This is a genomic window from Serratia proteamaculans (assembly GCF_946227095.1).
In the GTDB taxonomy this organism is placed as follows: domain Bacteria; phylum Pseudomonadota; class Gammaproteobacteria; order Enterobacterales; family Enterobacteriaceae; genus Serratia; species Serratia proteamaculans_E.
On sequence record NZ_CAMISV010000003.1, the window covers coordinates 41,351 to 67,293 of the forward strand.

Genomic DNA, 25,943 nt, shown 5'->3' on the forward strand with positions numbered 1-25,943 from the left:
CACGCATTGCTGTTGTTCCCTTCTTGACAATATTATTCCCGGTGCTAATAGTTAACGCATATCTTAAATAATAAACGAAGTTTAATATATGAAACTTTTGGCGGGGAGTTACGATAACGGCTCGACGGTGGACAATGAGGAGCAAATCCTGACCTCATTCCAAACCCGCAGTCAGGCCGTTTATCAGCAAGTTCGCAGCGAACGCAATATTCCCTATGGCGATTCTCCCCGGGAAGTTTTTGATTGGTTATATTCTGACGGCCAACCCAAAGGCACGTTAATATTTATTCACGGCGGCTATTGGCAATTTTGCAGTAAGGACGATTTTGCCTTTATTGCCGCCGTGCCTTTGTCATTGGGTTTTGACGTGGTGTTGCTGGAATATACGCTGGCACCACAGGCCAATCTGGACGATATATGCCGGCAAACCGGCGCGGCGCTGAGCGCCATTCAACAACGGCTTGCGCCGAACAAGTCTGCGCCGGTATATCTGTGTGGCCATTCCGCCGGTGGGCATTTGGCCAGTTATTGGCAGCATCATGCGGTGGTCGACGCGGTGTTACCGATCAGCGGTATTTTCGAACTGGAGCCCTTGTTAACCAGCTACGTTAACCGGCAATTACAGCTGACCCCACGGCAAATGACCCAATTGAGTCCGGTGCGAAATATCCCTGAAAGCATCAAACCGATGACGCTATTTTACGGTGATGCCGAGCTGCCGGAGCTGATTGGCCAGTCGCAGCACTATTATGCCGCGCTTAAAGCCAAACACCTGCCCGTCAGCCTGGTCGCGGTCGACGGTGCCAACCATTACAACGTGCTGGATTCGCTGTTCGCCAGAGGCGGAGCGCTGATCCGCCAGTTAACCACTACGGGGAAGTAAACCATGCGCACCATCATCGATACCGGCCTGCCGGAAATTGGCCAACCCTTTTCCTGGGCAACTAAAGGCGGCGGTATGTTATTCACTGCCCATGGCCCGGTCAGACCCGACGGCAGCATTGAAACCGGCGCGCCGGAAAAGCAGATTACCCTGACCTTTGATAATCTGGCCCAGACGTTAAAAGCGGCAAATAGCCATAGCGACAATGTCTTGCAGGTTATTATTTATCTCACCGATGTGAATGACGTTAAATTACTCGATGAAATTTACAAAAAATACTTTAATTATCCTTACCCCAATCGTTCAACGGTGATCGTTGATAAATTGGTAGTGCCGGGAATGAAAATAGAGATTACCGTCAGCGCCACGGCCTAAAGCTTTATATAACCAGAACGCCCACCTGCAAATTCATTAAATAATGAATTAAGGAATCGCTATGTTTAATCACATTGGCCGCTCGGCGGCCGATCCTATTATGTCGTTGATGGAAGCTTATTTACAGGATGAAAATACGCAGAAAGTGAATCTGGGTATTGGTCTTTATTACGATCAGCAGGGCCGGATCCCACTGATGCAGGCAGTTGAGGCGGCCGAGCGGCAGTTGCTCGAGCAACGTCGTCCGCACGGTTATCCGCCTATCGAAGGGTCGGCACTGTTCGCTCAACAGGTACAGACTTTGTTGTTCGGCGCGGCGGCGTTACCGTCCATTTGCACGGTACAGACCGTCGGCGGTTCCGGTGCCCTGAAGCTGGCAGCCGATTTTATCCATCACTACCTGTCCCGCCGTGACATCTGGGTGTCTGATCCGACCTGGGCCAACCATTGGGCGATCTTTGAAGGCGCCGGGCTGAACGTCCATACCTATCCGTATTTTGATGAGGCCAGCGGCGGTCTGCGATTTGACGCCATGCTGGATACGCTGGACAACCTGCCGGAAGGCAGCGTAGTGCTGCTGCACCCTTGCTGTCATAACCCGACCGGTACCGATCTCAGCCAGGCACAGTGGCGTGCCATCCTTGAGGTGGTCCAGCGTCGTCGCCTGCTGCCGCTGTTCGATATCGCCTATCAGGGCTTTGGCGACGGTTTGGACGAGGACTGTTTCGTACTGCGTGAGGCGCTGAAAACCGATGTGGAATTTTTGGTCGCCAATTCGTTTTCGAAAAATGTCGCGTTATATGGCCAGCGACTGGGTGGGCTTTCGGTACGCGGCGCCAACCCGGAGAGTGCGGTAAACGTCAAAGGTGCGTTGAAAACATTGATCCGCCGCAGCTACTCCTGCCCGCCGACCCACGGCAGCCAGATTGTGGAAACCCTGTTGGCAGACGCCGGCTTGCGGCAGCAGTGGGAAAGCGAACTGGCCGGCATGCGTCAACGTATCAAACAGATGCGTCAAGTCCTGGCTAACGGGCTGGAAAAGGGCGGTTCGCCGTTGGACTACCGTCGCATTAGCGACCAGAAGGGCATGTTCAGTTACACCGGACTGAACCCACAACAGCTCGAGCGGCTGCGGCAAGATTACGCCATCTATCTGGTGGCCCCCGGCCGCATGTGTCTGCCTGGCCTGAATCAAAATAATGTCGACTACGTTACTGCCGCCATCCTGGATGTCACCCGTACTGCGTGAATAAGGTAGGACTGCCATGAAACAGATGAAAGGTTTTGAAGAGATAGCGCGACGGCAGGGTGGGTTGAAGAAACAGCTTACCGCCGGGCAGATGACGATGCTGGCAATCGGTGGGGCGATTGGGACCGGACTGTTTCTCGGCAGTGCCTATGCCATTCAGATGGCTGGCCCCAGCGTCCTGTTGAGCTATTTTATCGGCGGCGTGGTGGCGCTGTTGCTGATGGGATGCCTGGCGGAGATGACTTCCGAGCACCCAACGCCGGGCTCTTTCGGTGACTATGCCGAGTTTTACATCAGCCCGCTATTCGGTTTTTTGGTGCGTTACTCTTACTGGTCCTGCGTAGTATTGGCGGTGGGTACCGAGGTGACCGCCATCGGTATGTATATGCAGTTCTGGTTCCCGACCACGCCGATTTGGCCGTGGGTGCTGCTGTTCTCCGCCGCGGTGATTTTCATCAACGTGATTGGCGTCAAGTCCTTCGGCCAGGTGGAGTATGCGTTGTCGACTATCAAGGTGGTTGCCATCGCGGCCTTTATCGCCATTGGTATCGGTATTCTGCTGTTTTCTGCTAACCCGGCCTTCGGTATTCACAACTTTACTGCCAACGGTGGCTTCTTCCCGTTTGGCGTCAAGGGTATGTGGTTCGCGGTGATCGTGTCGATTTTCAGCTACCTGAGCATTGAGATGATCGCGGTGGCCGCCGGTGAAGCCAAAAACCCGGTGATTGCGGTTAAAACCGCCTTCAAGGGCACCATTTTACGGCTGTTTATTTTCTACATGCTGTCGATTGCGCTGATGCTGGCGATCGTTCCCTGGCGGCAGTCCGGTACCGGCGAAAGCCCGTTCCTGATGGCGATGAACGTGATCCACTTGCCCGCCGCCGCCGGTATCTTCAACTTTATCGTGCTGGTGGCCGCGCTGTCGGCGATGAACAGCCAGTTGTATATCACTACTCGCATGATGTTCTCGCTATCTCGCGCCGGGCAAGCACCGGCTGCGTTGGGGCGGGTCAGTAAACGCGGCATCCCGGTAAGCGCACTGGCGATGTCGTGCATTGGCATTGTGGTGTCGATTGTGTTGAGCCTGGTTTATCCGGAGAAATCCTTTGCCGCGATGATGTCGATCTCGGTGTACGGCGCCTGTTTCACCTGGCTGATGATCTTTGTCACTCACCTGTTTTTCCGCCGTCAGCACCGCCAAACCCACCTGAAATTCCGCATGTGGGGGTTCCCGTACACTACGCTGGCCGGTGCCGGTTTGATGGCAGCATTGTTGATCTCGACGGCGTTCACCGAGTTTTTCAAGATGACGCTGTGGTTTGGCATTCCGTTTACCCTGCTGTTGGTGGCGATCTACTTCTTCTATAGCCGCCATCAGCCGGTGCCTGCCGCGATGGAAACCTCGGGGGTGGAATAAAGTGGTTCGCTAAAAATGTGATTATCTGGCTCTGGCAACAAGCCACTTTAACCGGAGAATAGGGGATCTTTCGCCGATGTAGAGTGGTGTTGCCATGAGCAGTGAAACAGAAAAAAACCAGGTTATCGGCGGTAGCCGTCATTCGATGCAGGGTTGGGTCAACGGCTTTTTGGGCATGTTAATTTTTAGCGGTTCTTTGCCCGCTACGCGCCTGGCAGTGCAGGAGTTTGATCCGCTGTTCCTGACCGCGATGCGAGCGGTGCTGGCAGCCTTATTGGCCCTTTGTGCCTTGGGGTTGATGCGTCAACGCTGGCCACGGCGTCAGGATCTTGTGCCGCTGGTGATGGTGGCGATCGGGGTGGTGATCGGCTTTCCTTTGCTGACGGCATTGGCCTTGCAGCACACCACTTCGGCGCATGCGCTGGTGTATATCGGGCTGTTACCCTTGGCGACCGCCTGTTTTGGTGTACTGCGTGGGGGGGAACGGCCTAAAGCGGCGTTCTGGTTGTTCTCGGTGTTGGGCAGCCTGCTGGTGGGGGCTTTCGCGCTGAGTCAGGGGGCGGGTGCTTCCTGGGCCGGTGACCTGCTGATGGTGGCTGCGGTACTGCTTTGTGGTTTGGGCTACGCGGAAGGCGCAATGTTGACGCGTAAGCTCGGTGGCTGGCAGGTGATCTCCTGGGCGTTGGTGGTGGCTTTGCCGCTGACGGCCGGGGTTGCAGTTTGGGCCGCACCAGCAACCTGGCCGCAGGTCAGCGTCGGGGCCTGGCTATCTCTGGGCTATATTTCGCTGTTCAGCATGTGGATTGGCTTTATCTTCTGGTATCGCGGTTTGGCGCTGGGCGGCATTGCCGCGGTGGGGCAACTGCAATTACTACAGCCCTTTTTTGGTCTGGCGCTGGCCGGGCTGGTGCTGCATGAAACCATCCAGCCTTCGATGCTGGCCGTCATGGCCGGGGTGTTGGTCTGCGTGTACGGCGCGAAGCGGTTTTCACGTTAAACCGGGCAAGATAATGCCTGAGACCCCTTCACTTAAACACGATATTAGGGGAAACCGGGGATGGGGTTCCCGCAGGGACGCCCCACCCCTGGGTCGCCCCGGGTATCTCAATCTCGTCGCTTTACCCTGCCTCGGCCAACGTCACCAGCACCTGATTCAGTTGTTGGGCAGCGCGGTGGATCTGCAGCTCATCGTAGCCACCCAATCCGAGTATCAAGCCGCTTTTCCCGCTGCCGACGGCATACATCGGCGAAAGTGCGCTTACCGCCACCCCGGCTTCGGCGGCACGGCGAGCGACCTGTTGGTCATCCAGTCCCGCCTTCAACCACAACACCAGATGCATGCCCTGATCGCTGGGGTGCAGGGCGGCCAGCTCGGCAGAAACATGGGCATTGATGGCTTCGGTTAATACCCGCCGTTTTTCCGCATACACGCTGCGCATGCGGCGGATATGACGATCCAGATGCCCCTGCGCTATAAAACTGGCCAGTACGTGTTGATCGGCGCTGGGTGGGTGGCGATCCATCAGCACTCGTGCACCGCAGAAGGCATCTACCAAGGATCTGGGCAGGATGGCATAACCCAGGCGCAATGAAGGGAAAAGGATCTTGCTGAAGGTACCCAGATAGACAACTCTGGCCGGATCCAGCCCCTGCAAAGAGGGAAACGGATGGCCGGAATAACGCATTTCACTGTCGTAGTCGTCTTCGACAATCCAGGCCCGCTGCTGTTTGGCCCACGCCAGCAGTTCGAGCCGACGCGACATGCTCATCGGCATGCACAGCGGGTATTGGTGAGAAGGGGTAACAAAAACGGCTTTGGCCTGCGGCGCGATTTTGTTGCCTGCCGCCACGTCAATCCCTTCGGCATCGACCGGGACTCTGGCCATTAGCCGGTCGCGGAATACGCTCTTGAAGATGGCGGTAATGCCGTGATAGGCCGGATCTTCCACCCAGGCGGTGTCACCGGCATCCAGCAGGATTTGCGTGGCCAGATACAACCCTTGTTGAGTGCCGGAAGTGATAATCACCTGTTCCGGCGTACAGATCACCGAACGGGACTTGCGGACATATTCACAGACGGCCTTGCGTAACGGCAACGCACCCAACGGCTCGCCATAACCGGCGGGGGCACCGGGCCCGCGTGCGCGGATACGGTTACCGAGGCGACGCCAGACGTCATCGGGCGCGGTATCATTGATCGGTACCGAGACGGTAAAGGGGACCGGCGGCAGTGGCCGTAGCTGGCTGGCAAATTGCGCCAATGCCTGCGCCTGACTGGAAAGCGGGATGTCACAAATTTCAGCGCTATGGCTTGCTGCAGGGGGCTGGAGGTGAAGTGACAGGGCGACATGGGTGCCCGAACCGGGTTGCGCTTCCAGAAACCCTTCCGCCGTCAGCTGTTCGAAGGCGGCCAGCACTGTGCCTCTGGCCAGCCGTAACGCGCCCGCCAGCACGCGGGTTGAGGGCAAGGGATCGCCGGGCTTCAGTTCGCCCTTATTGATAGCGGCCCGCAGCGCCTGGGCAAGTTGCAGACTCAACTGCCCCGCGTGGCGATCAAGCTCACCGATAGCGGGGACTTCCACCGTTTTAGCCGTTCTGGGCATCAATTCCGGTCCAGATAAAAGAAGTTAAACAGGGGTTTCACTGTAAACCACTTTGGGTTGAAACGGCGCTTTTTACCCGGCTTAAAGCTGACTTTTTGGTATCAGGTGGTCGCCAAAGCTCAACCGCTGACGGCCCGGTTCGATTTCGGTCAGTGGAGCCACTTCCCGCAGCGAGGAGCGACAGCGCAACACCAGGTCATGATATTCACGCGTACCGGCCACTTTCCACGCCAGCTCCTGCTCGGTCAGGTCGCGCAACACCCGTGCAGGGCTACCGATTACCAGCTTGTTGGGCTCAATCACCGCAGCGGCTTTGACGAACGCCATGGCACCGACGATGCTGTTTTCACCGATCTCCGCACCGTCCATGATCACCGCATTCATACCGACCATGGCGTTACGACGGATGCGGCAGCCGTGTAGGATCGCGCCGTGGCCGATATGACCGTCCTGTTCCACCACGGTGTCCTGCTGCGGAAAGCCGTGCATCACGCAGTTGTCCTGAATATTGGCACCATCGCCGATCACCAGTCGACCAAAGTCGCCGCGCAGGCTGGCATTGGGGCCGATATACACCCGTTTGCCGACGATCACATCGCCAATCAGCACCGCGGTCGGGTGCACATAGCTGCTGGGGTCTACCACTGGCGTCAGGCCGTCAATCTGATACACAGGCATAGCAAAAGCTCCTTAAAGTGAAGGATCGCGCGGCAGGCCGCCAAAGCGTCGGTAATAACCGGCCGCCGGGGCGGGCAGAGCGCCGATAGTGGTTTCCGCCAGCGTGCTGACATACTCGGTCGCGGCACGGTCCACCCGCTGATAAATATTGATGCACAGGTTACGGGCGATCTGCCCCTCCCACTGGACAGGCAATAAAGCATCCGGCAGCAGGGGATCTTTCAGCACCACGCGGCGGAAGAAGTGGATCAATAATAGCTTAATCTGGAAACAGCGCTGGGGCGTCAGCAGCGCATCGTCGGTTTCACGCAGCAGTGTCATTAGCGGGCGGAAAGAGACGATAAACTCATGATAATCGGCGGCCACGTCGCCCAAAGCCCAGCAGTTGGCCACCAGCTGTTGCAGGGTTTGCTCGGAACGGTTGTAGGGGTAGTCGGCGCGAAAGTAGATCACCTGTTCGCTGGCGTTAAGCTCGCCAAGCAGGGCGGTGACGTCGGTTTGTGCATGGGTGGGGGCCGCCATCAGGTTATTGGCGATCTGGCCGAAGCCCAACCAGCCCAGCTCTTTTTTCAGCCGTGCCCGCTCGCTTTTTTCCGCGCTTTCCAGCAACAGCAGATCCCATTTACCGTCCCAGGCCGGTGGCTCGCTAAGGTAGATTTTCGACTCGGCGTGGCGGAACTGGCGCATGCCCTGATCGGTCACCCGATAGAAGCTGCGGCGGCCGATTTTTTCGACTGCCAGCCAGCCCTCTTTTTGCAGGCGAAATACCGAAGTGCGCACAAAGCGGTCACCAAAACCCAGTGCTTCCAGCAGCGCGCTCAGGCTGCCGAGCCACACCTCGCCGCCGCGATGGCTAAGCGCATCGCCGTACAGGGAGATAATCAGTGAGGTACCGCTGATCGGCTGCGCGTCTATAGCATGGCGGATAAACTCATCCAGTTTATGTTCCATATTTTTCCATGGGTTAGCCGACGATGAGACACAACATTACCACAAATTATTGTGGCGTCATCCGTGACGCCGGCAGGATCAGCGTGGTCGCAGATCGACCACCCGCTGGGCCTTGCCTTCCGAACGGGGAATATCACCGCAGTTGGCAATGCTGACGTCAGTGCTGACGCCGATAATCGACTTGATATGGTGGCGCAGCTGGTGGCAAATCTCACAGCGCTGCTGGTGACTGAGGCTGAGCGCCGCCTCTTTCAATTCAACGCGTACCGCCAGGGTATCCAGGTGTCCGCTGCGGCTGACCTGCAGCTGGTAGTGCGGTGACAGCTGTTCGAACTGCATGATTTGTTCTTCCACCTGCGATGGGAACACATTGACGCCACGGATGATCAGCATGTCGTCAGAGCGGCCGGTGATTTTCCCCATGCGGCGCATCTGGCGGGCATCGCCGGGCAGCAGACGGGTGAGATCGCGGGTGCGATAACGGATCACCGGCAGCGCCTCTTTGGTCAGGGTGGTGAACACCAGTTCGCCGTGCTGGCCGTCCGGCAGGGCAAGGCCGGTTTCCGGGCAGATGATTTCCGGCAGGAAGTGGTCTTCCCAGATGGTCGGGCCGCCACCGCTTTCGGCACATTCCATCGCTACCCCTGGCCCCATCACTTCTGACAGGCCATAAATATCCAGCGCCTTGATGCCCATGCGGCTTTCAATTTCGTGCCGCAGCGCTTCGGTCCAGGGTTCTGCGCCAAACACCCCCAGACGCAATGAGCAACCACGGGCATCGCCGCCCATTTTTCGTTCCAGTTCGTCAATCAGCGTTAAACAGTAGGACGGCGTTACCATGATCACATCGGGTTTGAAATCCAGGATCAGTTGCGCCTGTCTTTCGGTTTGGCCGCCGGACATCGGGATCACCGTCGCCCCGAGTCGTTCCGCGCCATAGTGAGCGCCGAGCCCACCGGTAAACAGGCCATAACCATAGGCCACATGCACCTTGTCTTTGGCGGTGGCCCCGGCGGCGCGCAGGCTGCGGGCGACGATATCGGCCCAGTTATCGATATCCCGCTGGGTATAACCGACCACCGTTGGTCGGCCGGTGGTGCCCGACGAGGCGTGAATGCGCACCACCTGTTCCATTGGCACCGCAAAGGTGTCGAACGGATAGTTGTCGCGCAAGTCCTGTTTGGTGGTGTAGGGGAAGCGGGTCAGGTCGCTCAGTTGTTTGAGATCGTCGGGATGCACGCCCGCCTGATCGAACTTGCGTTTGTACATCGGCACATTGTTATAGGCATGGTGCAGCGTCCATTTCAGACGTTCCAGCTGCAGCGCTTCAATCTCATCACGCGAGGCGAACTCAATGGCGTCGAGTGGCGGTGGATTGGTAGTCATCATTATTAGCCTCGGGGTCAAACTCGCTCAATGATCATGGCGATGCCTTGGCCGACGCCGATGCACATGGTGCAAAGCGCGTAGCGACCGGAACGCCGTTCCAGTTCAAACAGGGCGGCCAGCGCAAGACGTGCACCGCTCATCCCCAACGGATGGCCCAGGGCAATAGCGCCGCCGTTGGGATTCACCTGCGGGGCGTCATCCGGCAGACCAAGCTGGCGTAGCACCGCCAGCGCCTGGGCGGCAAACGCCTCATTCAGTTCGATCACGTCCATTTGCGCCAGGCTCAGCCCGGCCAATTCCAGCACCTTGCGGGTGGCAGGCAGCGGGCCGATGCCCATCAAACCGGGTTCGACACCGCAGGTGGCGGTGGCGACGATGCGTGCACGTGGCGTTAAGCCCTGGCTGGCAGCCATCGCCTCGGAGGCGACGATCAGCGCCGCGGCACCGTCGTTCAAGCCGGAAGCGTTACCGGCGGTCACAGTACCGGGTTGGCGGAACGGCGTTTTCAGCGCTTGTAGCTGTTCCAGTCGGGTATCTGCACGCGGGTGTTCGTCTTGACTGAACAGCGTCACCGCGCCTTTTTTACCGCTGAGGCTGACCGGCACGATCTCCTGCGCCAGTAAACCCAACTCCTGAGCCCGGGCCGCGCGCTGCTGGCTGCGCAACGCGAAAGCATCTTGATCGGCGCGACTGATATTGAACTGTGCCGCCACGTTTTCGGCGGTTTCCGGCATTGAGTCGGTGCCGTACTGCGTCTGCATCAGCGGGTTGATAAAGCGCCAACCCAGGGTGGTGTCATACAGCTGCGCCTGGCGACTGAAGGCCGTGTCGGCCTTACCCATCACCATTGGGGCGCGGGTCATGGATTCCGCACCGCCGGCCAGCACCAACCCGGCTTCCCCGGCCTTGATGCTGCGTGCCGCCATGGCCAGCGCGTCCAACCCTGAACCGCACAGACGGTTGACGGTGGTGCCGGAAACGTTCACCGGCAGGCCCGCCAGCAATGCCGCCATGCGCGCCAGATTACGGTTATCTTCCCCGGCCTGATTGGCGCAGCCGAGGATCACGTCATCCACCAACGACCAGTCCACCTGAGGGTGGCGTGCTAAAAGGGCACGCAGCGGCAGCGCGGCCAAATCATCGGCACGCACGTGGGCCAATGCGCCACCGTAACGGCCAATCGGCGTACGGACGCCATCGCAGATAAACGCCTGACTCATGGTTGCTCCCCTAAAATGGCATGGCCGAGGCGATGCGCACGCCCGCGAAACCAGGCGACGGTTTTGCCCAGTTGGTTGACGATCTCCACGTCGTACAGCCCGGTGGTTTTGCCCTGATGACGGACTTCCGCACTGGCGGTCAGGCGATCGCCGGCCAACGCCGGGCGGATAAACTCGATGTTGCAGCCGGACGCCACCGCCGCCAGCCCCTGGCTGTTGCAGGCATAGGCGAAGGCGGTGTCCGCCAGGCTGAACAGTTGGCCGCCGTGGCAGGTCTGGTGGCCGTTGAGCATCTGCGGGCCGACGGTCATGCTGACCCGGGCGAAACCGGCATCGACCGCATCCACCCGCATACCCATCGCCTGGGCGCAGGTATCCTGCTGGAACATCTGTTCGGCGCAGCGTTGTGCCAGCGCGTGGGGCGTATTGGCGTTCATTGTTGGGCTCCTGAAGAGAGGGATGCGTAATGGCGCAACAGCGGCATTGGGCGGTAGCGGGGCTCGCCGTAGTGGTGTTGCAGATTTTCCAGCGTGGTCAGGATTTGTCGCCAGCCCAGGGCGGCGGCCCATTCCAGCGGACCGCGTGGGTAGTTGACGCCGAAGCGCATGGCCTGGTCGGTATCCTCGGCACTGGCGACGCCCTTGTTCACCACGTCGAGCGCTTCATTGGCCAGCATGGCGAGGGTGCGCATCACCAACAGGCCGGGGTAGTCCGGCAAGGCGATCACCTTCTTGCCGAGAGATTGCAGCAGGCGAACCACGCTGGCGTTGTGACGGGCATCGTTTTGCGCTGCGCAGCTGATAGCAACGGTGGAGGCCTGCGAGTAGTTGGCGGACAGATCAAACAGCACCACGGGGGTTCCGGTTTCATCGGCGACTTGGCTGGCTGTTTTACCATTCGTTAACATAAATGTAACTTCATCGATCCGGGCAAAGGTGCTGGTCAGGCCAGATTGTTTGATCGACTCCGCATTTCCGGCCAGTAACTCGCTCAGCACGGCCATACCCTGCGGATCCCCATGCAGCGTGATGCTATGTGGCAATGCTGCCGTGGAAGGGGGCAGAATGGCGACAGCCGGCGGCTGATGATCGCCATAGCGATAAAACCCCCGGCCGCTTTTGCGACCAAGACGCCCGGCCGCCACCAGTTCCTGCTGCACCAGCGACGGGGTAAAGCGGGGATCCTGGAAGAAAGCCTGAAATACCGATTCGGTCACGGCGTAATTGATGTCCTGACCAATCATATCGGTCAGTTGCAGCGGCCCCATGGCGAAGCCGCCTGCGTCGCGCATCACCGCATCCAGCGTGGCGGCGTCGGCGACCTGTTCTTCCAGTGCGCGCAGGGTTTCGGCATAAAACGGTCGTGCCACCCGATTGACGATAAACCCCGGCGTGGAGCGGCACAGCACGCTTTGTTTTCCCCATTGCCGGGTTAGCGCTTGCAGCGTGGCGAGGGTTTCGGCACTGGTGTCCAGCCCGCTGACGATCTCTACCAGTTTCATCAGCGGTGCCGGGTTGAAGAAGTGCAGCCCGGCCAGCCGCTGTGGATGCTGCAACGCACCGGCGATCGCGGTTATCGACAGCGACGAGGTGTTGCTGGCAAACAGCGTGGCGGGCGAGCACAGGGCTTCCAGATCGCGGAACAGGCTTTGTTTGATCGCCAGCTTTTCCGCTACAGCCTCTATCACCAGCGCACTGTCGGCCAGCGGGTTAAGCGAATCTACTGGCTGAATGCGTGCCAGCAAGGCTTCGGTGGTCGCGGCATCGGCCTTACCGGCAGCCACCCGTTGACGCAGTCGCTGGGCGAGCGCGTTGAGCGCCTGCCGGGCAGCGGAGGCGTTGATATCAAACAGCTGCACGGGATGCCCGGCTGCGGCGGCCACCTGGGCGATGCCGATGCCCATGGTACCGGCACCTATCACCGCGACCCTGGCATTGAAGTTCGGCTGGCTCATGGTCATTTCCCGCTGAAAGAAGGAGGGCGCTTGGCGAAGAAGGCGCTGACCCCTTCACGGTAATCATCGCTGCGGCCGCCGAGACGCTGCAGGTCGCGTTCTAAATCGAGCTGCTGATCGAGGGTGTTGCTGGCCGAACTGTAGAGGGCTTTTTTAATCAGCCCCAGTCCGTAGGTCGGTTGAGTTGCCAGATGCTGCGCCAGCGTTTGGCTGGTGGCAGCCAGTTCATCTGCAGGCACCACCTGCCAGATCATCCCCCAGGCCAGTGCCTGTTGTGCGCTGACTTTGTCCCCCAACATCGCCATGCCCATGGCGCGGGCGTGGCCTGCCAGGCGCGGCAGGAACCAACTGCCACCGGAGTCCGGCACCAGCCCCAGACGGCAGAATGACTGGATAAAGTTGGCATTGTCGGCGGCGATCACGATATCGCAGGCCAGCGCCAGAGCGGCCCCGGCTCCCGCTGCCACGCCGTTGACCGCGCAGACTACCGGCTTCGGCAAGGCGGTCAGGCGGCGTATCAGCGGGTTGTAGAAGCGTTCTACCGACAGGCCAAGATCCGGTGCCTGTTGTTCAACGCTGACGTTGCGATCGTTCAGATCCTGCCCGGCGCAAAATCCGCGCCCGGCACCGGTGATCAGCAGACAGCGCACGCTGTCGTCGCGTTCGGCGAGGGTCAACGCTTCGCTAAGCTGGCGGTGCATCTCGTCGTTAAAGCTGTTGAGCCGGTCCGGCCGGTTGAGAGTCAGTGTCAGCACCCCGGCTTCCAGATGGGTGAGAATCAATGCGTTATCCATAAATCAGCGCCCCTGATAGTTTGGCGTACGTTTTTCGAAGAAGGCGGCGATGCCTTCACGGCGATCGTCGGTGGCGGCCAGGGTGACAAACTGCTGGCGCTCGATGGCCAGCCCCTGGCTAAGGCCGGTTTCCTCAGCCTGTTTCAATGCTTGTTTGGCGGCGCGTAATGCCAGCGGGGCCTGCAGGCTGATGCGTTCGGCGATCTGCTGCGTGCGTTCCAGCGTCAGCGCATCGACACAGACTTCGCTGACCAGGCCGCTTTGCAGTGCACAGCTGGCGTTGATGGCTTCACCGGTCAGTACCATCTGGCTGGCGCGCGACTTGCCGACGCAGCGGATCAGCCGCTGGGTGCCACCGGCCCCTGGCATCAGGCCGAGGGTGATTTCCGGCAGGCCGAAGCGGGCGCTTTCACCGCAGATAATGATGTCGCAGGCCAGCGCCAGTTCGCAGCCGGCGCCCAGCGCATAGCCGTTTACCGCCGCCAGCAGCGGTTTGCTGAACTGGGCCAGCCGCTGCCACAGCAGTGGGCGGCGATCCGTCAGCGCGGCAGGCAGATCTTGTTTTTGCAGCTCATGCAGATCGGCACCGGCGGCAAAGAAGCGGGGCGCACCGGCAATCACCACGGCACCGACGCTGACATCGGCGTCGGCCTGTTCCAGCCAATAAACCAGCTGTTCCAGGCAGGGGGTATTCAGGGCGTTGCGGGCCTCTGGACGCTGTAACGTCAGGGTCATCACGCGCTGTTGGCGTTGTTGCAGGATCAACGGGGTTTCCATGGTCGGTTCCTATACGTCAAAGTCCAGGACCACGCCGTCGCCGCGTGGCCACGACTGGCAGCTTAATACGTACCCGGCGGCCAACTGATCCGGCTCCAGGCTGTAGTTGACGGCCATATCTACCTGACCGGCCTTCAATCGGCATTTACAGGTGGCGCACACGCCGCCTTTGCAGGCGTAGGGCAGATCGGCGCCCTGACGCAGCGCCGCATCCAGAATGCTGTCATCCTGCGCACTCACTTCGATATTCAACCGGCGGCCATCAAGCAAAATCTCAACCCGGGTGGCGTTGCGGTTAGCGTCATTGACCGGGCGGGCGACTATGCCACTGGTGTTAAAACGCTCGCTGTGAATGTGTCCGGCAGGCACGCCGGCCTGTTCAAGTACGCTCTGGGCGTCGTCCATCATGTTTTCAGGCCCACAGATAAAAGCGTGGTCATAGTCGCGGTAATCCAGCAGGGTGTCGCCTATCGCCAGCAGGTGTTCTCGGTCGATACGGCCGCTGAGCAGCGGGCTGTCGAGGCTCTCCTGGCTGAACATGTACAGTGGCTGAAAGCGCTGCGGGTAGCGGTTCTTCAGATCGCACAGCGCCTCTTTGAACATCACCGAACGGCTGCTGCGGTTGCCGTAAATCAGCGTGAAGCTGCTGAGGGGTTCGAGTTGCAGCGTGGCTTTGATGATCGACAGCATCGGCGTAATACCCGAACCGGCGGCAATCGCCAGATAGTTACCGCAGTTTTCTGCCTGTGGCTGATAGCCGAAACGCCCCTGCGGCACCATCACCTCCAGCGCGTCACCGACTTTCAGCAGGCGATTAACGAACGAGGAGAAGCGGCCCTGATGAATGGCTTTAACGCCGATCTGCAGCAACCCTTCCTGCGGCGAGCTGCAAATGGAGTAGCAGCGGCGCAGTTCTTCGCCGTCGACCAGCGCCTTCAACGTCAGGTGCTGGCCGGGCGTATAGCAATAGTGACTTTTCAGTTCTTCGGGCACCTGCAGAGTGATGGCTACGGCGTCCGGCGTTTCGCGCTCGATGGCGGCGACGTTCAGGCGATGGAAGACCGTCATGGCGATTCCTAAATACATTTAAAGTAGTCGAAGGGTTCACGGCAATCGCAGCAGCGGTACAGTGCCTTGCAGGCGGTAGAGCCGAATTCGCTGATTTTCTCGCTGTGGGTGCTGCCGCAACGCGGGCAGGGTACCGGGCCGTGCGCCAGCGGTTTGTCACAGGTGTGGCCCTGTGGCGGCGCGACGCCGTATTCCCGCAGTCGCTCACGCGCAGCCGCGTTCATCCAGTCGGTGGTCCAGGCGGGGCTGAGTTGGATGGTCACTCTCACCGGACTGAAACCGGCTTCGGCCAGCCGCTGTTCGATCGCCTCCAGCAGAAACTCGGTGGCGGGGCAGCCGGAGTAGGTCGGCGTAAAGGTAATGCGCCAGCCGTGCCCCTCGGCTTCAACGTCGCGCACCATGCCCAGATCGGTAATCGACAGCACCGGCAGTTCCGGATCGCTGATCTGTTGCAGGCAGTGCCAGATTTGCGGGATTTCGGCGGCCTGCAGCCGGGTAATGTTCATCACGGCCTCCTACCAGTTAGCGTTGGGATAGGCGCGTTGCAGAAACTGCATCTCCGCCAGCAGTGGGCCGAGGTGCTCGCTGTGCTGCCCCTGTTTGCCACCGTGACGGAAGGCCTGTTCGGCCGGCAGTTGCAGGTTGGCCTGTTGCAAGGTGTCGCTCACCCGTGCCAGCCACGGCGCTTCAAGCTGGCGCGGATCGACGGCAATGCCCTGTTCTGCCAGTTGCAGCTCCAGCTCATCGGCGTGGAACAGCTCGGCGGTAAAGCGCCACAGGTTGTCCAGCGACTGCTGAATTTTTTGCTGGCTGAGCGGGCTGCCGTCACCCAGGCGGATCATCCAGCCACGGCTGAAGCGCAGGTGGTAATGGGCCTCTTTGAGGGACTTGGCGGCAATGGCGGCCAGTTGCGCATCGCGGCTGTGGCTCAGTGCCTGATGCAGTTGCACGTGGTAGGCATCCATCAGGAACTGGCGAACCAGCGTGTCGTTGAAACCACCGTTGGGCTGTTCAGCCAACAGCAGGTTGTGAAACTCACGCTCGTCACGGCCAAAGGCCAGGCGATCTTCGCTGTATTGCGGCCCGGCCAGTTCGGCGGCATAACCGAGAAAGTTGCGTGCCTGGCCGAGCAGATCCAGGCCAATATTCGCCAGCGCCAGGTCAATCTCCAGCTCCGGCGCGTGGCCGCACCAGGCACACAGCCGCTGAGCGAGGATCAGTGGCGTATCGCCCTGACGTAAAATATAAGTGATTCGCGGATCGGTAAGGGTCATGGCCGCCTCTACATGTTCTTGATGCCGTCGGGAATGGTGTAGAACGTCGGATGACGGTAGATCTTGTCATCGGACGGATCGAAGAAGGCTTCGCGATCTTCCGGCTGCGAGGCGATCAGATGGCTGGACTGCACCACCCAGATGGAGCAGCCTTCGTTGCGGCGGGTATAGGCGTCGCGGGCATTCTCCAGCGCCATCTGGTCATCGGCGGCGTGCAGGCTACCGACGTGACGGTGCGCCAGTCCTTGTTTGCTGCGGATAAACACTTCATACAGCGGCCATTCTACGTGTGTCATCATCGGTTCCTTTTAGGCGGCGGTTGAGGTGTTTTTCGACGCGTGAGCCAGGGCGCCTTCGCGTACCCAGGCACCTTCGTCCCAGGCACGACGTTTGGCCTGCAGCCGCTCGTGGTTGCATTGCCCGCGGCCTTTGATCACCTCGTGCAGTTCACTCCAGTCGATTTCGCCGAAGCGGTAGTGGCCGGCGGTTTCGTCCCATGCCAAATCGGCATCCGGGGCCGTCATGCCCAGGGCTTCCAGCTGTGGCACGGTGTTGTCGACAAACTTCTGCCGCAGCTCGTCGTTGCTGTGGCGTTTGATCTTCCACGCCATGCTTTGCGCGCTGTGCGGTGAATCGGTGTCGCTTGGGCCGAACATCATCAGCACCGGCCACCAGAAGCGGTTAATCGCGTCCTGCAGCATGGCTTGCTGTTGTTTACTGCCGTTGGCCATCGCCATCACGGCCTCGTAACCCTGACGCTGGTGGAAGCTCTCTTCCTTGCAAATTTTCACCATCGCCCGCGCATAGGGGCCGTAAGAAGCGCGGCACAGCGCGACCTGGTTGACGATCGCTGCGCCGTCTACCAGCCAGCCAATCACCCCGATATCCGCCCAGTTGAGCGTTGGGTAATTGAAGATCGAGGAGTATTTCATCTTGCCGTCGAGCATTTTCTGGTAGATGTCCTGGCGCGAGCAGCCCAGGGTTTCGGCGGCGCTGTACAGATACAGGCCGTGCCCGGCTTCGTCTTGCACCTTGGCCAGTAACACCGCTTTGCGGCGCAGGGTCGGCGCTCTCGTCAGCCAGTTGGCCTCCGGCAACATGCCAACCACTTCGGAATGGGCATGCTGGCCAATCTGGCGGATCAGGTTTTGGCGGTAGGCTTCCGGCATCCAGTCTTTGGCCTCGATGGAAGTATCCGCCGCAATCTTGTCGTCGAAGTGTTGCTGATATTGCGCGTCAGTTGTCATGCTTTCCTCTTGGTGATTCGTATTTTTCACATTAAACATAAAAATGTGAATCACGTTAACTAACCTTAAGGCTACAAACTGATAACAAAAAGATCAAACGACATTTATGTGGTTTTGCGATGACACTCACAGGATGTTTTGTTATTTGATTGTTATTTATGGTTATTTAAAATTGAGAGATAACGAGAAATGACCGGTTTAACCGGGTTTAATCGCTTGATGTTCTATTTTTGTTAAATTTGGACTGAGAGAAAACTGGACAATACCTGATACGTAATTAATCCTTGTGGTGTTAATTTATGAATTCCGGAGGAACCATGCAGCAGTTACACAGTTACCTTTCTGGCGGGTGGGTGTTCGGCCAGGGGCAGGCCCGTGAAATCCATCATGCCGTTACCGGCGAAGCGCTGTATCAGGTTTGTTCCGACGGGCTGCCGCTGGCTGCCAGTCTGGCGTATGCGCGCAGCAAGGGCGGCAGGGCGCTGGCACAGATGACCTTCCAGCAGCGCGCGCAAATGATGAAAGCGGTGGCCAAGCACCTGTTGGCGCATAAAGAAGCGCTGTATGAGATTTCGTACCAGACCGGAGCGACCCGCAGTGATGGCTGGGTGGATATTGAAGGCGGTATCGCCACGCTGTTTGCCTATGCCGGTCTGGCGGGACGTGAACTACCGGACGATACCCTGTGGCCGGAAGATGAACTGATCCCACTGTCCAAACAGGCACAGTTTGCTGCTCGTCATGTACTGACTTCACGCCCTGGCGTGGCGTTGCATATCAATGCCTTTAACTTCCCCTGCTGGGGGATGCTGGAAAAGTTGGCTCCGACCTGGCTGGCGGGCATGCCGGCGATCATCAAACCGGCAACCGCCACCGCGCAGTTAACGCAGGCGATGGTCAGGCTGATTATCGACAGTGGCCTGGTGCCGGAGGGTGCGTTGCAACTGGTGTGCGGTGGCATCGGTGATATGTTTGACCATCTCGACTATCAGGATGCGGTGACCTTTACCGGCTCGGCACAGACCGGTCAACGGCTGCGTGCCCATCCGCGCCTGCTGGAAAAGTCCATCGCCTTCACCATGGAAGCTGATTCGCTCAACTGCTGTGTGCTGGGGGAAGACGTCACACCGCAGATGCCGGAGTTTGCGCTGTTCATCAAAGAAGTGTGTCGCGAGATAACCGCCAAGGCCGGGCAAAAATGTACCGCTATCCGGCGGATTATCGTGCCGGCGAAGCGGGTAGCCGAAGTGCAGCAGGCGCTGTTGCAGCGGTTGGCCGGCGTCACGGTGGGTGACCCTAAATTGGAGCAGGTACGCATGGGGGCGCTGGTCAGCCACGAGCAGCGTGATGACGTACAGCAGAAGGTCGATTTCCTGCTGCATAACGGCTGTGAGCCGCTGTGTGGCGCAGGGGCGGATAAACTGACGTTGGTGGGTGCGGAGGCCGCCAAGGGGGCATTTTATCCGGTCACGCTGTTGTACTGCGCCGATCCCTTTACCCATCAGGCGGTGCATGGGACCGAGGCATTTGGACCGGTGGCGACACTGATGCCTTATCAGCATACCGAACAGGCGATTGAACTGGCGTTGCTGGGGCAGGGTAGCCTGGCAGGGTCTTTGGTGACCGCCGATGAAGCGCTGGCAACGCGGTTTATCCGCGCCACCGCTTGTGCCCATGGCCGCATACTGATCCTGGATCAACAGGCGGCGGCGGAATCTACCGGCCACGGTTCACCTCTGCCGATGCTGGTGCACGGTGGACCAGGGCGGGCCGGTGGCGGCGAGGAACTGGGTGGATTGCGGGCGGTAAAACACTATATGCAGCGTACGGCGATCCAGGGCAGTCCGGCGATGCTGGCGGCGATCGGCCGTGAGTGGGTGCGCGGAGCAACGGTGATTGAGGATCCGGTTCATCCGTTCCGCAAATACTTTGAACAACTGCGGCTGGGGGACAGCCTGCTCACCGCACGACGCACCGTGACCGAAGCCGACATTGTTAACTTTGCCTGCCTGAGCGGCGACCATTTCTATGCCCATATGGATAAGATCGGAGCCGCCGAGTCACTGTTTGGCGAGCGGGTGGCGCACGGCTACTTTGTGGTTTCTGCCGCCGCCGGGCTGTTTGTCGATCCGGGTGTGGGGCCGGTGATCGCCAACTACGGCATGGAAAATCTGCGTTTTATCGAACCGGTGAAAATTGGCGATACCATTCAGGTACGCTTGACCTGCAAGAAGAAAATCCGCAAGCCGCAAAAAACCGCTGAAGATCGCCCGCACGGCGTGGTGGTGTGGGACGTTCAGGTGCTCAATCAACATCAACAGGCGGTGGCGTTGTACAGCATTCTGACTTTGGTGGCGCGTCAGCAAGGGGATAGCGAGTCGGCAAGCTAACGGACAACAGCAGGGGAAACCCTGCTGTTGTGAGCAGTTTAAAGCAAGGGTTGCTGTAACAAGGTTTCCAGCATTTTCAGCGGTGATTGCTGTGGGTTTTTCATCGCGTCGACCGGCAGCAGGAAGGTCTGTTCCAGCATAAACTGCCCGGCCATCGCCGCATGCGGGGTTTGATCGGAAAAGCAAATCCAACTGCAGCCTGGTGGCAGGTCGAGCGCCAACTGCGGACTTTGCTGCTGGTAGTTTTGGTCGGCTTTCATCGCATCATGCAGTTGCAGCATCAGGTGGTCGTAATGGCTGCGGCGGCGCTTGGTGATACCGATTTTATGTTGCAGCCAGCTGTTCAATGGTGAATAGCGCGTTAGCCGCGGGATAAAACGTTGTGCCAATTGGGGAAAGGGTTCGCCGATGCGCCATTGGCGATGTTCACCGTGGGGATTGATGTTGGTGAAAATACGCAGGATCCTTTCACCCAGATTGGGGCGTGAAGGGAATGCGTCGACGTGCAGACGACTGTCGTCTTTACGCCATGAACTGGTTGCACGCCAGGCCGATACCGGGTGCAAGCGCAGGCTGTTGGCCGGTGAATGCAAGGTCTGCTGATAATGGGGCAGCAGTCCGGCGATAAGTTGTCGGCTGGCCTGATAATAACGTTCCAGCAGTGCCTGCACCTGTGGCCGTTGCTCGGCTATGGCTACGCCGGATAATTTGTGAGTTTCTGGCCAATAGCTGATGTTTTTACGTTTCATATCCACCAGTGCGGGATCCAATAACGTTATTTCATCGTCTAATAATGGAAAGTTTAACTCAGGCAAAAACAGGACTTTACCTTGCTCCAGCGCCTCGACGGCGGTGAGGGAAAGGGGAGTGGAAGCACTGTCCCACCGCTGCTGTGGCAACGTCATCAACGCCTGTTCTGGCGTAAGGTTATCCGCGCGCATAATATCTCCTTGCGAAGGGTTAATATTTTAATTGTTTTTATTTGAAAGGGATTTATACCAGCGGAAATGAATTTAGAATTAAAATAATTGCTATTAATAGGCTGGCTGGGCTGATGCTAGCATTATTAAAATGCGGCCAAAAGTAAACAGACATTAAACGGCGGAGTAATGGCACGAATGGGTAAAATAGAGGAGGGCGGGATCAGTTTATTTTCATAGGCAATTAATTAATAATGTAAATTATTTTTTATGTTTACAATCAGTTGGTTGTGTTTTTTTTAGCCGCTTGTCGGGTGTTTACCCGGGGCCATCCTTGTCAGAGATGGCCCCACCGGTTAAGCGGTATAAATGCAGTTTTTGCCCTGGGCTTTGGCTTGATACAGGGCGCTGTCCGCCTGATTGATAAAGCTCATTGGCGTGTCGTTATACATATGTGGCACCTTGGCGTAGATACCTATGCTGATGGTGACGATGCCAGGCGGGTTGCCCTGATGCGGGATTTTCAAATCGCGTACCGCTTCGATGACGCGCTCGGCGAAAATCAGTGCCCCCTGAACGTCGGTATCCGGCAGGATAATGGCCATTTCCTCTCCGCCGTAACGGGCCATAATATCATTGCTGCGGCTGGCCATTCCCTTGAGCATTTGCCCGATTTGTTGCAGACACTGGTCACCGGCGACGTGGCCGTAGATGTCGTTATACTGCTTGAAACAGTCGATATCCAGCATCAGCAGCGCCACGCTGCGGTAGTTGCGTGAAGCGCGCATCAGCTCATTCTTCAAGGCGATATCAAACTGGCGACGGTTGGCCAGGCCGGTCAGGCCGTCCAGTAATGCCAGCTCTTCCAGCGTCCGATTGATGCTGGTGAGCTGATCGCGGGTGCGCATCAGCTCGGCTTCGGTGCGCACGCTGTGGTTAATTTGGCGCATCAGCACCAGCCCCATTGCCAGCAGAATGGCCAGCAGGGTGGCACCGCCGAGGGCAAACACGCTGGAATCATTACGCCAGTCAGACAGCGCGTCCTTTTTCGACAACCCGGCAGCGATCACCAGCGGATAGCGGTTGACCCGCGAATAGCCATAAATCCGCTCTACCTTGTCGTAGCGCGAGACGATAGTGGCATTGCCAAATTCGGAGTGCGGCAGAATTTCACGGAACAGCACGCCCTCGGAGATATTCTTGCCGATGGCGTTAAGGGAGTAAGGGCGACGGTAGAGAATGGTGCCGTCCGCCAGTAATAGGTTGAGGGAGGCATCGCTGTTCAGTGCGAAGGTATCGTAGAACTGGCGGAAATAATCGACATACAGCGTGGCCAGTATCACCCCGGCAAAGCTGCCGTCCGGGCTGTTGATACGCCGCGACACCGGAATGATCAAATCACCGGTAGAGCGGCTGCGTACCACCTTGCCGATATAGATCGCGTTACTGTTGTGATCGAGGTGATATTTAAAATACTCGCGGTCGGCGTTATTGGCGTTTTGCACGAATCGGCCCGATGAGGTGACGATCCAGTTGCCACGGGCATCATAAACAAACAGGCCGTGCAGTTGGGGTTGGTTGCCCACCTGTGTTTGCATCACTTTCTGCAGCCGCAACAGAGGGCGCTGAGCCAGCCCGTCGATTTGAATACGCTCGTTCAGGTCAGACAGCGTGCTGTCTGTCTGCATAAAGGTATCGTCGGCATGCTGCGCCAACGCACGGGCCAGATTGGCGGATTCCAGTTCGGCGCTTTGCAAGTCGCGCTGATAGGCATTCCAAATCTGCCAGGCGTTAAACAGCACCAGCGTGATGGCAACGATGACGACGAACACGCCAGCCTGAAATAATAACGGGGAATTTTTACCGTTGCGTGGCCGTTCGGCATCCTGCGGTTGCTGCTGTGTCATGTCACCCTTGCTGTAAAATATTCAAATCGTGCTAAGAACAATCCTACATCTTATTCGTTAATCACCTGGACCACTACTCCTTAAACGGTGAAAATGATTAAGTTGTTGAGGGGATAGCCTTTGCGCTAAACCGGCGGAGAGAATACAGGGATCGCTTGCATGTCTGACTACATCATTATTACTTTGCTGACGCTGGTGGTTTATTACCCGCTGACCCTGGGGGTGCTGGCGTTAATGATCGGCTTTGCCTGGCGACAGCGTAAGTCGCCTTATTGGCGTTTGGGGTTGGTGTTGCTGACGGCGTTGTTTGTACTTTTCGCTATGGCGGCTTATGACTGGTATCGCTATAACTGAGGGTAACGCTGCGGTGTTCGCTTGGGTGGCGGACACCGCAGCAGGATGACGGGTTATTCGACGTTAACCATCCAGTTGACGCCAAACTGGTCGGTCAGCATGCCAAAACCTTTGGCCCAGAAAGTGGACTGGTAAGGCATGGTCACCTGGCCGCCCTGCGACAGTTTTTCAAACAGTTCGCGGCCTTGCTCCACGGTTGTCGGGTTGAGCGACAGGGCAAATCCTTTGTGTGAGGCGTCGGCGCCATCTTGCGGGCAGCCGTCCGAGGCCATCAGTGCCGTTTCACCGATCAGCAGCCGGGCATGCATGATGGACTCCGGATTGACATCCTGCGGGTTACCCTGCCTGGCTTCCTCGGGCATCTCTTTGTAACGCATCATCATTTCAAGCGTGGCACCTAACTGCTGCACGTAGAAGTTCACCGCCTGTTCACAGTTACCGCTAAAGAATAAATAGGGTTGAATCACCATGACCTTGACCTCTGTTATGGCCCGTCTGGGCGTTTAGCGGCCGGCGGGCAGGGAGCAATAGTTTCGACTTGCGACTATTGCCGTTGGAAACTTACAAGTGTAGTGCGAATTACGCTGAATGCCCGGCGGTCGATCACGCTGTAGATATTTACCGCCCCCCTCAGATCTATTGACCGAAAAAGCGGGATGGTTCATCCCGATTTGGGCAGATTATCTGAGCGGTCAGGGTTCTTATACTCATTGCAACCTTCACTAACGGAGTCACTGTAATGAGCAAGCAATCTTTGAATGGAAAAGTGGTGTTGATCGCTGGCGGTGCGAAGAATCTCGGTGGCCTGGTGGCACGCGATCTGGCAGCCAGCGGGGCTGCGGCGGTCGTTGTGCATTACAACAGTGATGCGACCCGGACTGCAGCGGAGGAAACGCTGAAGGCGGTTAACGCGGCGGGAGCAAAGGCAATTGTGGTGCAGGGCGATCTGACCCAGCCGGCTAACGTGGCACACCTGTTTGAGGAGGCTATCAAGGCGTTTGGCAAAGTCGATATTGCGGTGAATACCGCCGGTCTGGTGATCAAAAAACCGATTGCCGAGGTGACAGAGGCGGATTACGACAGCAGTTTTGACATCAATTCCAAAGCGGCCTTCTTCTTTATCCAGCAGGCGGGCAAGCATCTGGCCGATAACGGCCGTATTGTGTCCATCGTCAGCTCACTGCTGGCGGCTTATACACCGTTCTATGCGGTCTATCCAGGGAGCAAGGCACCGGTGGAGCACTTTACTCGTGCGGCATCCAAGGAGTTTGGTGAGCGCGGCATCAGCGTGAATGCCATCGGCCCCGGCCCAATGGATACTCCGTTCTTCTACGGCCAGGAAAGCAAAGAAGCGGTGGCGTATCACAGTACGGCCGCTGCGCTGAGCAAGTTCTCGAAAACCGGCCTGACCGACATTGAAGACATCGCGCCGATCGTCAAGTTTTTGGTCACCGACGGCTGGTGGATCACCGGGCAGACGCTGTTTGCCAACGGTGGCTATACTACCCGTTAATATCAATTCTGCTGCGGCCGGTGCCGCAGCCTGTTTAACAGGATGCACTGCCGGTGGATAAAATAGGGAGATTACGGGTGTTTATCCAGGTTGCCGAGGTGGGCAGTTTTGTCCGCGCTTCGCAAATCCTGATGATGCCAAAAACCACGGTTTCGGCGGCGATACAGCAACTGGAACATGAAATGGGTGCGCGTCTGTTTCATCGCACCACTCGACGGGTACAACTGACCAGCGATGGTGAGTTGTTGCTCGAAAAAGCGCGTGACCTGCTGTTCGACGTGCAAACCCTGGACAGCTTGTTTCATCGGCACGATGGCCCGATCGATGGCCGTTTGACGGTCGATGTTCCCAGCCGCATTGCCCGGCGAATGATTGTACCGGCGTTGCCGGACTTTTTTTTGCAGTACCCCGAAATTCACCTGTTTCTCAGCGCCAGCGACCGTTCGATCGATTTGATCCAGGAAGGGATCGACTGCGTGGTACGTGTCGGTAGCCTTAGCGACAGCAGCCTGGTCAGCCAGCCGTTGGGCCGCCTGAGCATGATTAACTGCGCCAGCCCGGATTATTTGCAGCGTTACGGAACGCCTGTGCACCCTGACCAGTTGGAAGATCATTGGGTCGTTGGCTACGCGCAGCCGTCTCTGACAGGGGCGGACAGCTGGCAGTGGCAGCAGGATGAACAGTGCGTTGAAAAAACGCTGCGCAGTCGGGTGACGGTGAACAATGCGGAAAACTATATCGGCAGTTGCCTGGCGGGGTTGGGAATGATGCAGATACCGCGTTTTGATGTTCAACATTATCTGGATAACGGCAGCCTGTGTGAGATCTTGCCGCTGGCCCGGCCGCCCTCGATGAGCATTGCACTACTTTACCCCCATCGTCGCCAGCGTTCGGCGCGTTTAACCGCTTTTGCCGAGTGGTTTAAACAATTAATCAAACCCTTTTGTGAAATCTAACCTCTGATGGTCAATGGGATTTTT

General features: G+C 58.0%; 26 protein-coding genes. 9 read left to right on the forward strand and 17 right to left on the reverse strand.

Translation table 11 applies throughout. The features are described 5' to 3' along the window. Positions 1-88: 88 nt before the first annotated feature. From OC597_RS06755 to OC597_RS06775, 5 genes are all read left to right on the forward strand, one after another. Entirely contained in the window at positions 89-883 is a 795-nt protein-coding gene (locus OC597_RS06755; protein WP_261424314.1) for an alpha/beta hydrolase, read from the forward strand. A gap of 3 nt (positions 884-886) precedes the next feature. Beyond that, positions 887-1,258, forward strand: coding sequence for a RidA family protein (locus OC597_RS06760; RefSeq protein ID WP_085117432.1), 372 nt, complete (start codon positions 887-889; stop codon positions 1,256-1,258). A 61-nt stretch (positions 1,259-1,319) separates the two neighbouring features. After that, a complete protein-coding gene (locus OC597_RS06765; protein WP_262208126.1) occupies positions 1,320-2,507 on the forward strand; it encodes an amino acid aminotransferase in 1,188 nt (395 codons plus the stop codon). 16 nt (positions 2,508-2,523) lie between these two features. Continuing rightward, positions 2,524-3,924, forward strand: a complete 1,401-nt coding sequence (locus OC597_RS06770; protein ID WP_099064754.1) for an amino acid permease — start codon at positions 2,524-2,526, stop codon at positions 3,922-3,924. A gap of 94 nt (positions 3,925-4,018) precedes the next feature. Further along, positions 4,019-4,921, forward strand: a complete 903-nt coding sequence (locus tag OC597_RS06775; RefSeq protein ID WP_261462795.1) for a DMT family transporter — start codon at positions 4,019-4,021, stop codon at positions 4,919-4,921. 121 nt (positions 4,922-5,042) lie between these two features. On the opposite strand, the gene pdxR is transcribed toward OC597_RS06775, so the two are convergent. The 14 genes from pdxR to paaA all read right to left on the reverse strand — a co-directional run bounded on the left by pdxR (position 5,043) and on the right by paaA (position 17,879). Next, positions 5,043-6,527 carry a MocR-like pyridoxine biosynthesis transcription factor PdxR gene (gene pdxR, locus OC597_RS06780; RefSeq protein ID WP_262208128.1) on the reverse strand — a complete coding sequence of 495 codons (1,485 nt, stop codon included), beginning with the start codon at positions 6,525-6,527 and terminating at the stop codon, positions 5,043-5,045. A gap of 81 nt (positions 6,528-6,608) precedes the next feature. Further along, positions 6,609-7,205: a phenylacetic acid degradation protein PaaY gene (gene paaY, locus OC597_RS06785; RefSeq protein WP_261424310.1), complete on the reverse strand. Its 597-nt coding sequence runs from the start codon at positions 7,203-7,205 to the stop codon at positions 6,609-6,611. A gap of 12 nt (positions 7,206-7,217) precedes the next feature. Further along, positions 7,218-8,156 (reverse strand): phenylacetic acid degradation operon negative regulatory protein PaaX, encoded by a 939-nt coding sequence (paaX, locus tag OC597_RS06790; protein WP_129936802.1) that lies wholly within the window; start codon positions 8,154-8,156, stop codon positions 7,218-7,220. A 78-nt stretch (positions 8,157-8,234) separates the two neighbouring features. Beyond that, a complete protein-coding gene (paaK, locus tag OC597_RS06795) occupies positions 8,235-9,542 on the reverse strand; it encodes a phenylacetate--CoA ligase PaaK (protein WP_261256787.1) in 1,308 nt (435 codons plus the stop codon). A 17-nt stretch (positions 9,543-9,559) separates the two neighbouring features. Continuing rightward, on the reverse strand, positions 9,560-10,765 hold the full coding sequence (pcaF, locus tag OC597_RS06800; protein ID WP_261462798.1) for a 3-oxoadipyl-CoA thiolase: 1,206 nt from the start codon (positions 10,763-10,765) through the stop codon (positions 9,560-9,562). Then, entirely contained in the window at positions 10,762-11,202 is a 441-nt protein-coding gene (gene paaI / locus OC597_RS06805) for a hydroxyphenylacetyl-CoA thioesterase PaaI (protein WP_099064748.1), read from the reverse strand. Before paaI ends, pcaF begins: the two co-directional genes overlap by 4 nt. After that, a complete protein-coding gene (locus tag OC597_RS06810) occupies positions 11,199-12,719 on the reverse strand; it encodes a 3-hydroxyacyl-CoA dehydrogenase (RefSeq protein WP_262208129.1) in 1,521 nt (506 codons plus the stop codon). Before OC597_RS06810 ends, paaI begins: the two co-directional genes overlap by 4 nt. A 2-nt stretch (positions 12,720-12,721) precedes the next feature. After that, positions 12,722-13,513: a 2-(1,2-epoxy-1,2-dihydrophenyl)acetyl-CoA isomerase PaaG gene (paaG, locus tag OC597_RS06815; protein ID WP_261256170.1), complete on the reverse strand. Its 792-nt coding sequence runs from the start codon at positions 13,511-13,513 to the stop codon at positions 12,722-12,724. 3 nt (positions 13,514-13,516) lie between these two features. Then, complete coding sequence (gene paaF / locus OC597_RS06820) at positions 13,517-14,290, reverse strand: 2,3-dehydroadipyl-CoA hydratase PaaF (protein WP_261256171.1); 774 nt, start codon at positions 14,288-14,290, stop codon at positions 13,517-13,519. Positions 14,291-14,299: 9 nt separating this feature from the next. Continuing rightward, a complete protein-coding gene (paaE, locus tag OC597_RS06825) occupies positions 14,300-15,358 on the reverse strand; it encodes a 1,2-phenylacetyl-CoA epoxidase subunit PaaE (RefSeq protein WP_262208131.1) in 1,059 nt (352 codons plus the stop codon). An 8-nt stretch (positions 15,359-15,366) separates the two neighbouring features. Next, positions 15,367-15,864 carry a 1,2-phenylacetyl-CoA epoxidase subunit PaaD gene (paaD, locus tag OC597_RS06830; RefSeq protein ID WP_261256173.1) on the reverse strand — a complete coding sequence of 166 codons (498 nt, stop codon included), beginning with the start codon at positions 15,862-15,864 and terminating at the stop codon, positions 15,367-15,369. A 9-nt stretch (positions 15,865-15,873) separates the two neighbouring features. Next, the gene (gene paaC, locus OC597_RS06835) at positions 15,874-16,632 is read right to left on the reverse strand and encodes a 1,2-phenylacetyl-CoA epoxidase subunit PaaC (RefSeq protein ID WP_261424303.1); all 759 of its coding nucleotides are present in this window, start codon (positions 16,630-16,632) and stop codon (positions 15,874-15,876) included. Positions 16,633-16,640: 8 nt separating this feature from the next. Continuing rightward, complete coding sequence (paaB, locus tag OC597_RS06840; protein WP_017893307.1) at positions 16,641-16,928, reverse strand: 1,2-phenylacetyl-CoA epoxidase subunit PaaB; 288 nt, start codon at positions 16,926-16,928, stop codon at positions 16,641-16,643. 12 nt (positions 16,929-16,940) lie between these two features. Beyond that, positions 16,941-17,879: a 1,2-phenylacetyl-CoA epoxidase subunit PaaA gene (paaA, locus tag OC597_RS06845; protein ID WP_314733045.1), complete on the reverse strand. Its 939-nt coding sequence runs from the start codon at positions 17,877-17,879 to the stop codon at positions 16,941-16,943. A 317-nt stretch (positions 17,880-18,196) separates the two neighbouring features. Here paaA and paaZ point away from each other — a divergent pair, with 317 nt between their 5' ends. After that, a complete protein-coding gene (paaZ, locus tag OC597_RS06850) occupies positions 18,197-20,269 on the forward strand; it encodes a phenylacetic acid degradation bifunctional protein PaaZ (protein WP_262208133.1) in 2,073 nt (690 codons plus the stop codon). 38 nt (positions 20,270-20,307) lie between these two features. Here paaZ and kdoO read toward each other — a convergent pair whose 3' ends face one another. Continuing rightward, the gene (gene kdoO, locus OC597_RS06855; protein ID WP_261284897.1) at positions 20,308-21,210 is read right to left on the reverse strand and encodes a Kdo hydroxylase KdoO; all 903 of its coding nucleotides are present in this window, start codon (positions 21,208-21,210) and stop codon (positions 20,308-20,310) included. 335 nt (positions 21,211-21,545) lie between these two features. Next, on the reverse strand, positions 21,546-23,096 hold the full coding sequence (locus OC597_RS06860) for a sensor domain-containing diguanylate cyclase (protein WP_262208134.1): 1,551 nt from the start codon (positions 23,094-23,096) through the stop codon (positions 21,546-21,548). A 159-nt stretch (positions 23,097-23,255) separates the two neighbouring features. Between OC597_RS06860 and OC597_RS06865 the strand changes: the two genes are divergently transcribed. Continuing rightward, positions 23,256-23,450, forward strand: a complete 195-nt coding sequence (locus OC597_RS06865) for a hypothetical protein (RefSeq protein ID WP_261256178.1) — start codon at positions 23,256-23,258, stop codon at positions 23,448-23,450. 53 nt (positions 23,451-23,503) lie between these two features. Here the strand turns inward: OC597_RS06865 and OC597_RS06870 are convergent, their stop codons facing one another. Then, positions 23,504-23,920, reverse strand: coding sequence for a VOC family protein (locus OC597_RS06870; protein WP_261462805.1), 417 nt, complete (start codon positions 23,918-23,920; stop codon positions 23,504-23,506). A 269-nt stretch (positions 23,921-24,189) separates the two neighbouring features. Here OC597_RS06870 and OC597_RS06875 point away from each other — a divergent pair, with 269 nt between their 5' ends. Both OC597_RS06875 and OC597_RS06880 read left to right on the forward strand, forming a co-directional pair. Continuing rightward, positions 24,190-24,963, forward strand: a complete 774-nt coding sequence (locus OC597_RS06875; RefSeq protein WP_261284896.1) for an SDR family oxidoreductase — start codon at positions 24,190-24,192, stop codon at positions 24,961-24,963. A gap of 53 nt (positions 24,964-25,016) precedes the next feature. Continuing rightward, positions 25,017-25,919, forward strand: a complete 903-nt coding sequence (locus OC597_RS06880; RefSeq protein WP_261256180.1) for a LysR family transcriptional regulator — start codon at positions 25,017-25,019, stop codon at positions 25,917-25,919. Positions 25,920-25,943 lie beyond the last annotated feature (24 nt).

Bases quoted from the DNA above. Each gene is read 5' to 3' on its own strand.
- kdoO (WP_261284897.1), bottom strand. From the start codon at position 21,210: ATGCGCGCGGATAACCTTACGCCAGAACAGGCGTTGATGACGTTGCCA.
- OC597_RS06755 (WP_261424314.1), top strand. From the start codon at position 89: ATGAAACTTTTGGCGGGGAGTTACGATAACGGCTCGACGGTGGACAAT.
- OC597_RS06860 (WP_262208134.1), bottom strand. From the start codon at position 23,096: ATGACACAGCAGCAACCGCAGGATGCCGAACGGCCACGCAACGGTAAA.
- paaC (WP_261424303.1), bottom strand. From the start codon at position 16,632: ATGACCCTTACCGATCCGCGAATCACTTATATTTTACGTCAGGGCGAT.
- paaI (WP_099064748.1), bottom strand. From the start codon at position 11,202: ATGAACGCCAATACGCCCCACGCGCTGGCACAACGCTGCGCCGAACAG.
- pcaF (WP_261462798.1), bottom strand. From the start codon at position 10,765: ATGAGTCAGGCGTTTATCTGCGATGGCGTCCGTACGCCGATTGGCCGT.
- OC597_RS06765 (WP_262208126.1), top strand. From the start codon at position 1,320: ATGTTTAATCACATTGGCCGCTCGGCGGCCGATCCTATTATGTCGTTG.
- OC597_RS06865 (WP_261256178.1), top strand. From the start codon at position 23,256: ATGTCTGACTACATCATTATTACTTTGCTGACGCTGGTGGTTTATTAC.
- paaK (WP_261256787.1), bottom strand. From the start codon at position 9,542: ATGACTACCAATCCACCGCCACTCGACGCCATTGAGTTCGCCTCGCGT.
- OC597_RS06810 (WP_262208129.1), bottom strand. From the start codon at position 12,719: ATGAGCCAGCCGAACTTCAATGCCAGGGTCGCGGTGATAGGTGCCGGT.
- paaB (WP_017893307.1), bottom strand. From the start codon at position 16,928: ATGACACACGTAGAATGGCCGCTGTATGAAGTGTTTATCCGCAGCAAA.
- paaZ (WP_262208133.1), top strand. From the start codon at position 18,197: ATGCAGCAGTTACACAGTTACCTTTCTGGCGGGTGGGTGTTCGGCCAG.
- paaG (WP_261256170.1), bottom strand. From the start codon at position 13,513: ATGGATAACGCATTGATTCTCACCCATCTGGAAGCCGGGGTGCTGACA.
- paaA (WP_314733045.1), bottom strand. From the start codon at position 17,879: ATGACAACTGACGCGCAATATCAGCAACACTTCGACGACAAGATTGCG.
- OC597_RS06760 (WP_085117432.1), top strand. From the start codon at position 887: ATGCGCACCATCATCGATACCGGCCTGCCGGAAATTGGCCAACCCTTT.
- OC597_RS06775 (WP_261462795.1), top strand. From the start codon at position 4,019: ATGAGCAGTGAAACAGAAAAAAACCAGGTTATCGGCGGTAGCCGTCAT.
- pdxR (WP_262208128.1), bottom strand. From the start codon at position 6,527: ATGCCCAGAACGGCTAAAACGGTGGAAGTCCCCGCTATCGGTGAGCTT.
- OC597_RS06875 (WP_261284896.1), top strand. From the start codon at position 24,190: ATGAGCAAGCAATCTTTGAATGGAAAAGTGGTGTTGATCGCTGGCGGT.
- paaD (WP_261256173.1), bottom strand. From the start codon at position 15,864: ATGAACATTACCCGGCTGCAGGCCGCCGAAATCCCGCAAATCTGGCAC.
- paaY (WP_261424310.1), bottom strand. From the start codon at position 7,205: ATGCCTGTGTATCAGATTGACGGCCTGACGCCAGTGGTAGACCCCAGC.
- paaX (WP_129936802.1), bottom strand. From the start codon at position 8,156: ATGGAACATAAACTGGATGAGTTTATCCGCCATGCTATAGACGCGCAG.
- paaF (WP_261256171.1), bottom strand. From the start codon at position 14,290: ATGGAAACCCCGTTGATCCTGCAACAACGCCAACAGCGCGTGATGACC.
- OC597_RS06770 (WP_099064754.1), top strand. From the start codon at position 2,524: ATGAAACAGATGAAAGGTTTTGAAGAGATAGCGCGACGGCAGGGTGGG.
- OC597_RS06870 (WP_261462805.1), bottom strand. From the start codon at position 23,920: ATGGTGATTCAACCCTATTTATTCTTTAGCGGTAACTGTGAACAGGCG.
- paaE (WP_262208131.1), bottom strand. From the start codon at position 15,358: ATGACGGTCTTCCATCGCCTGAACGTCGCCGCCATCGAGCGCGAAACG.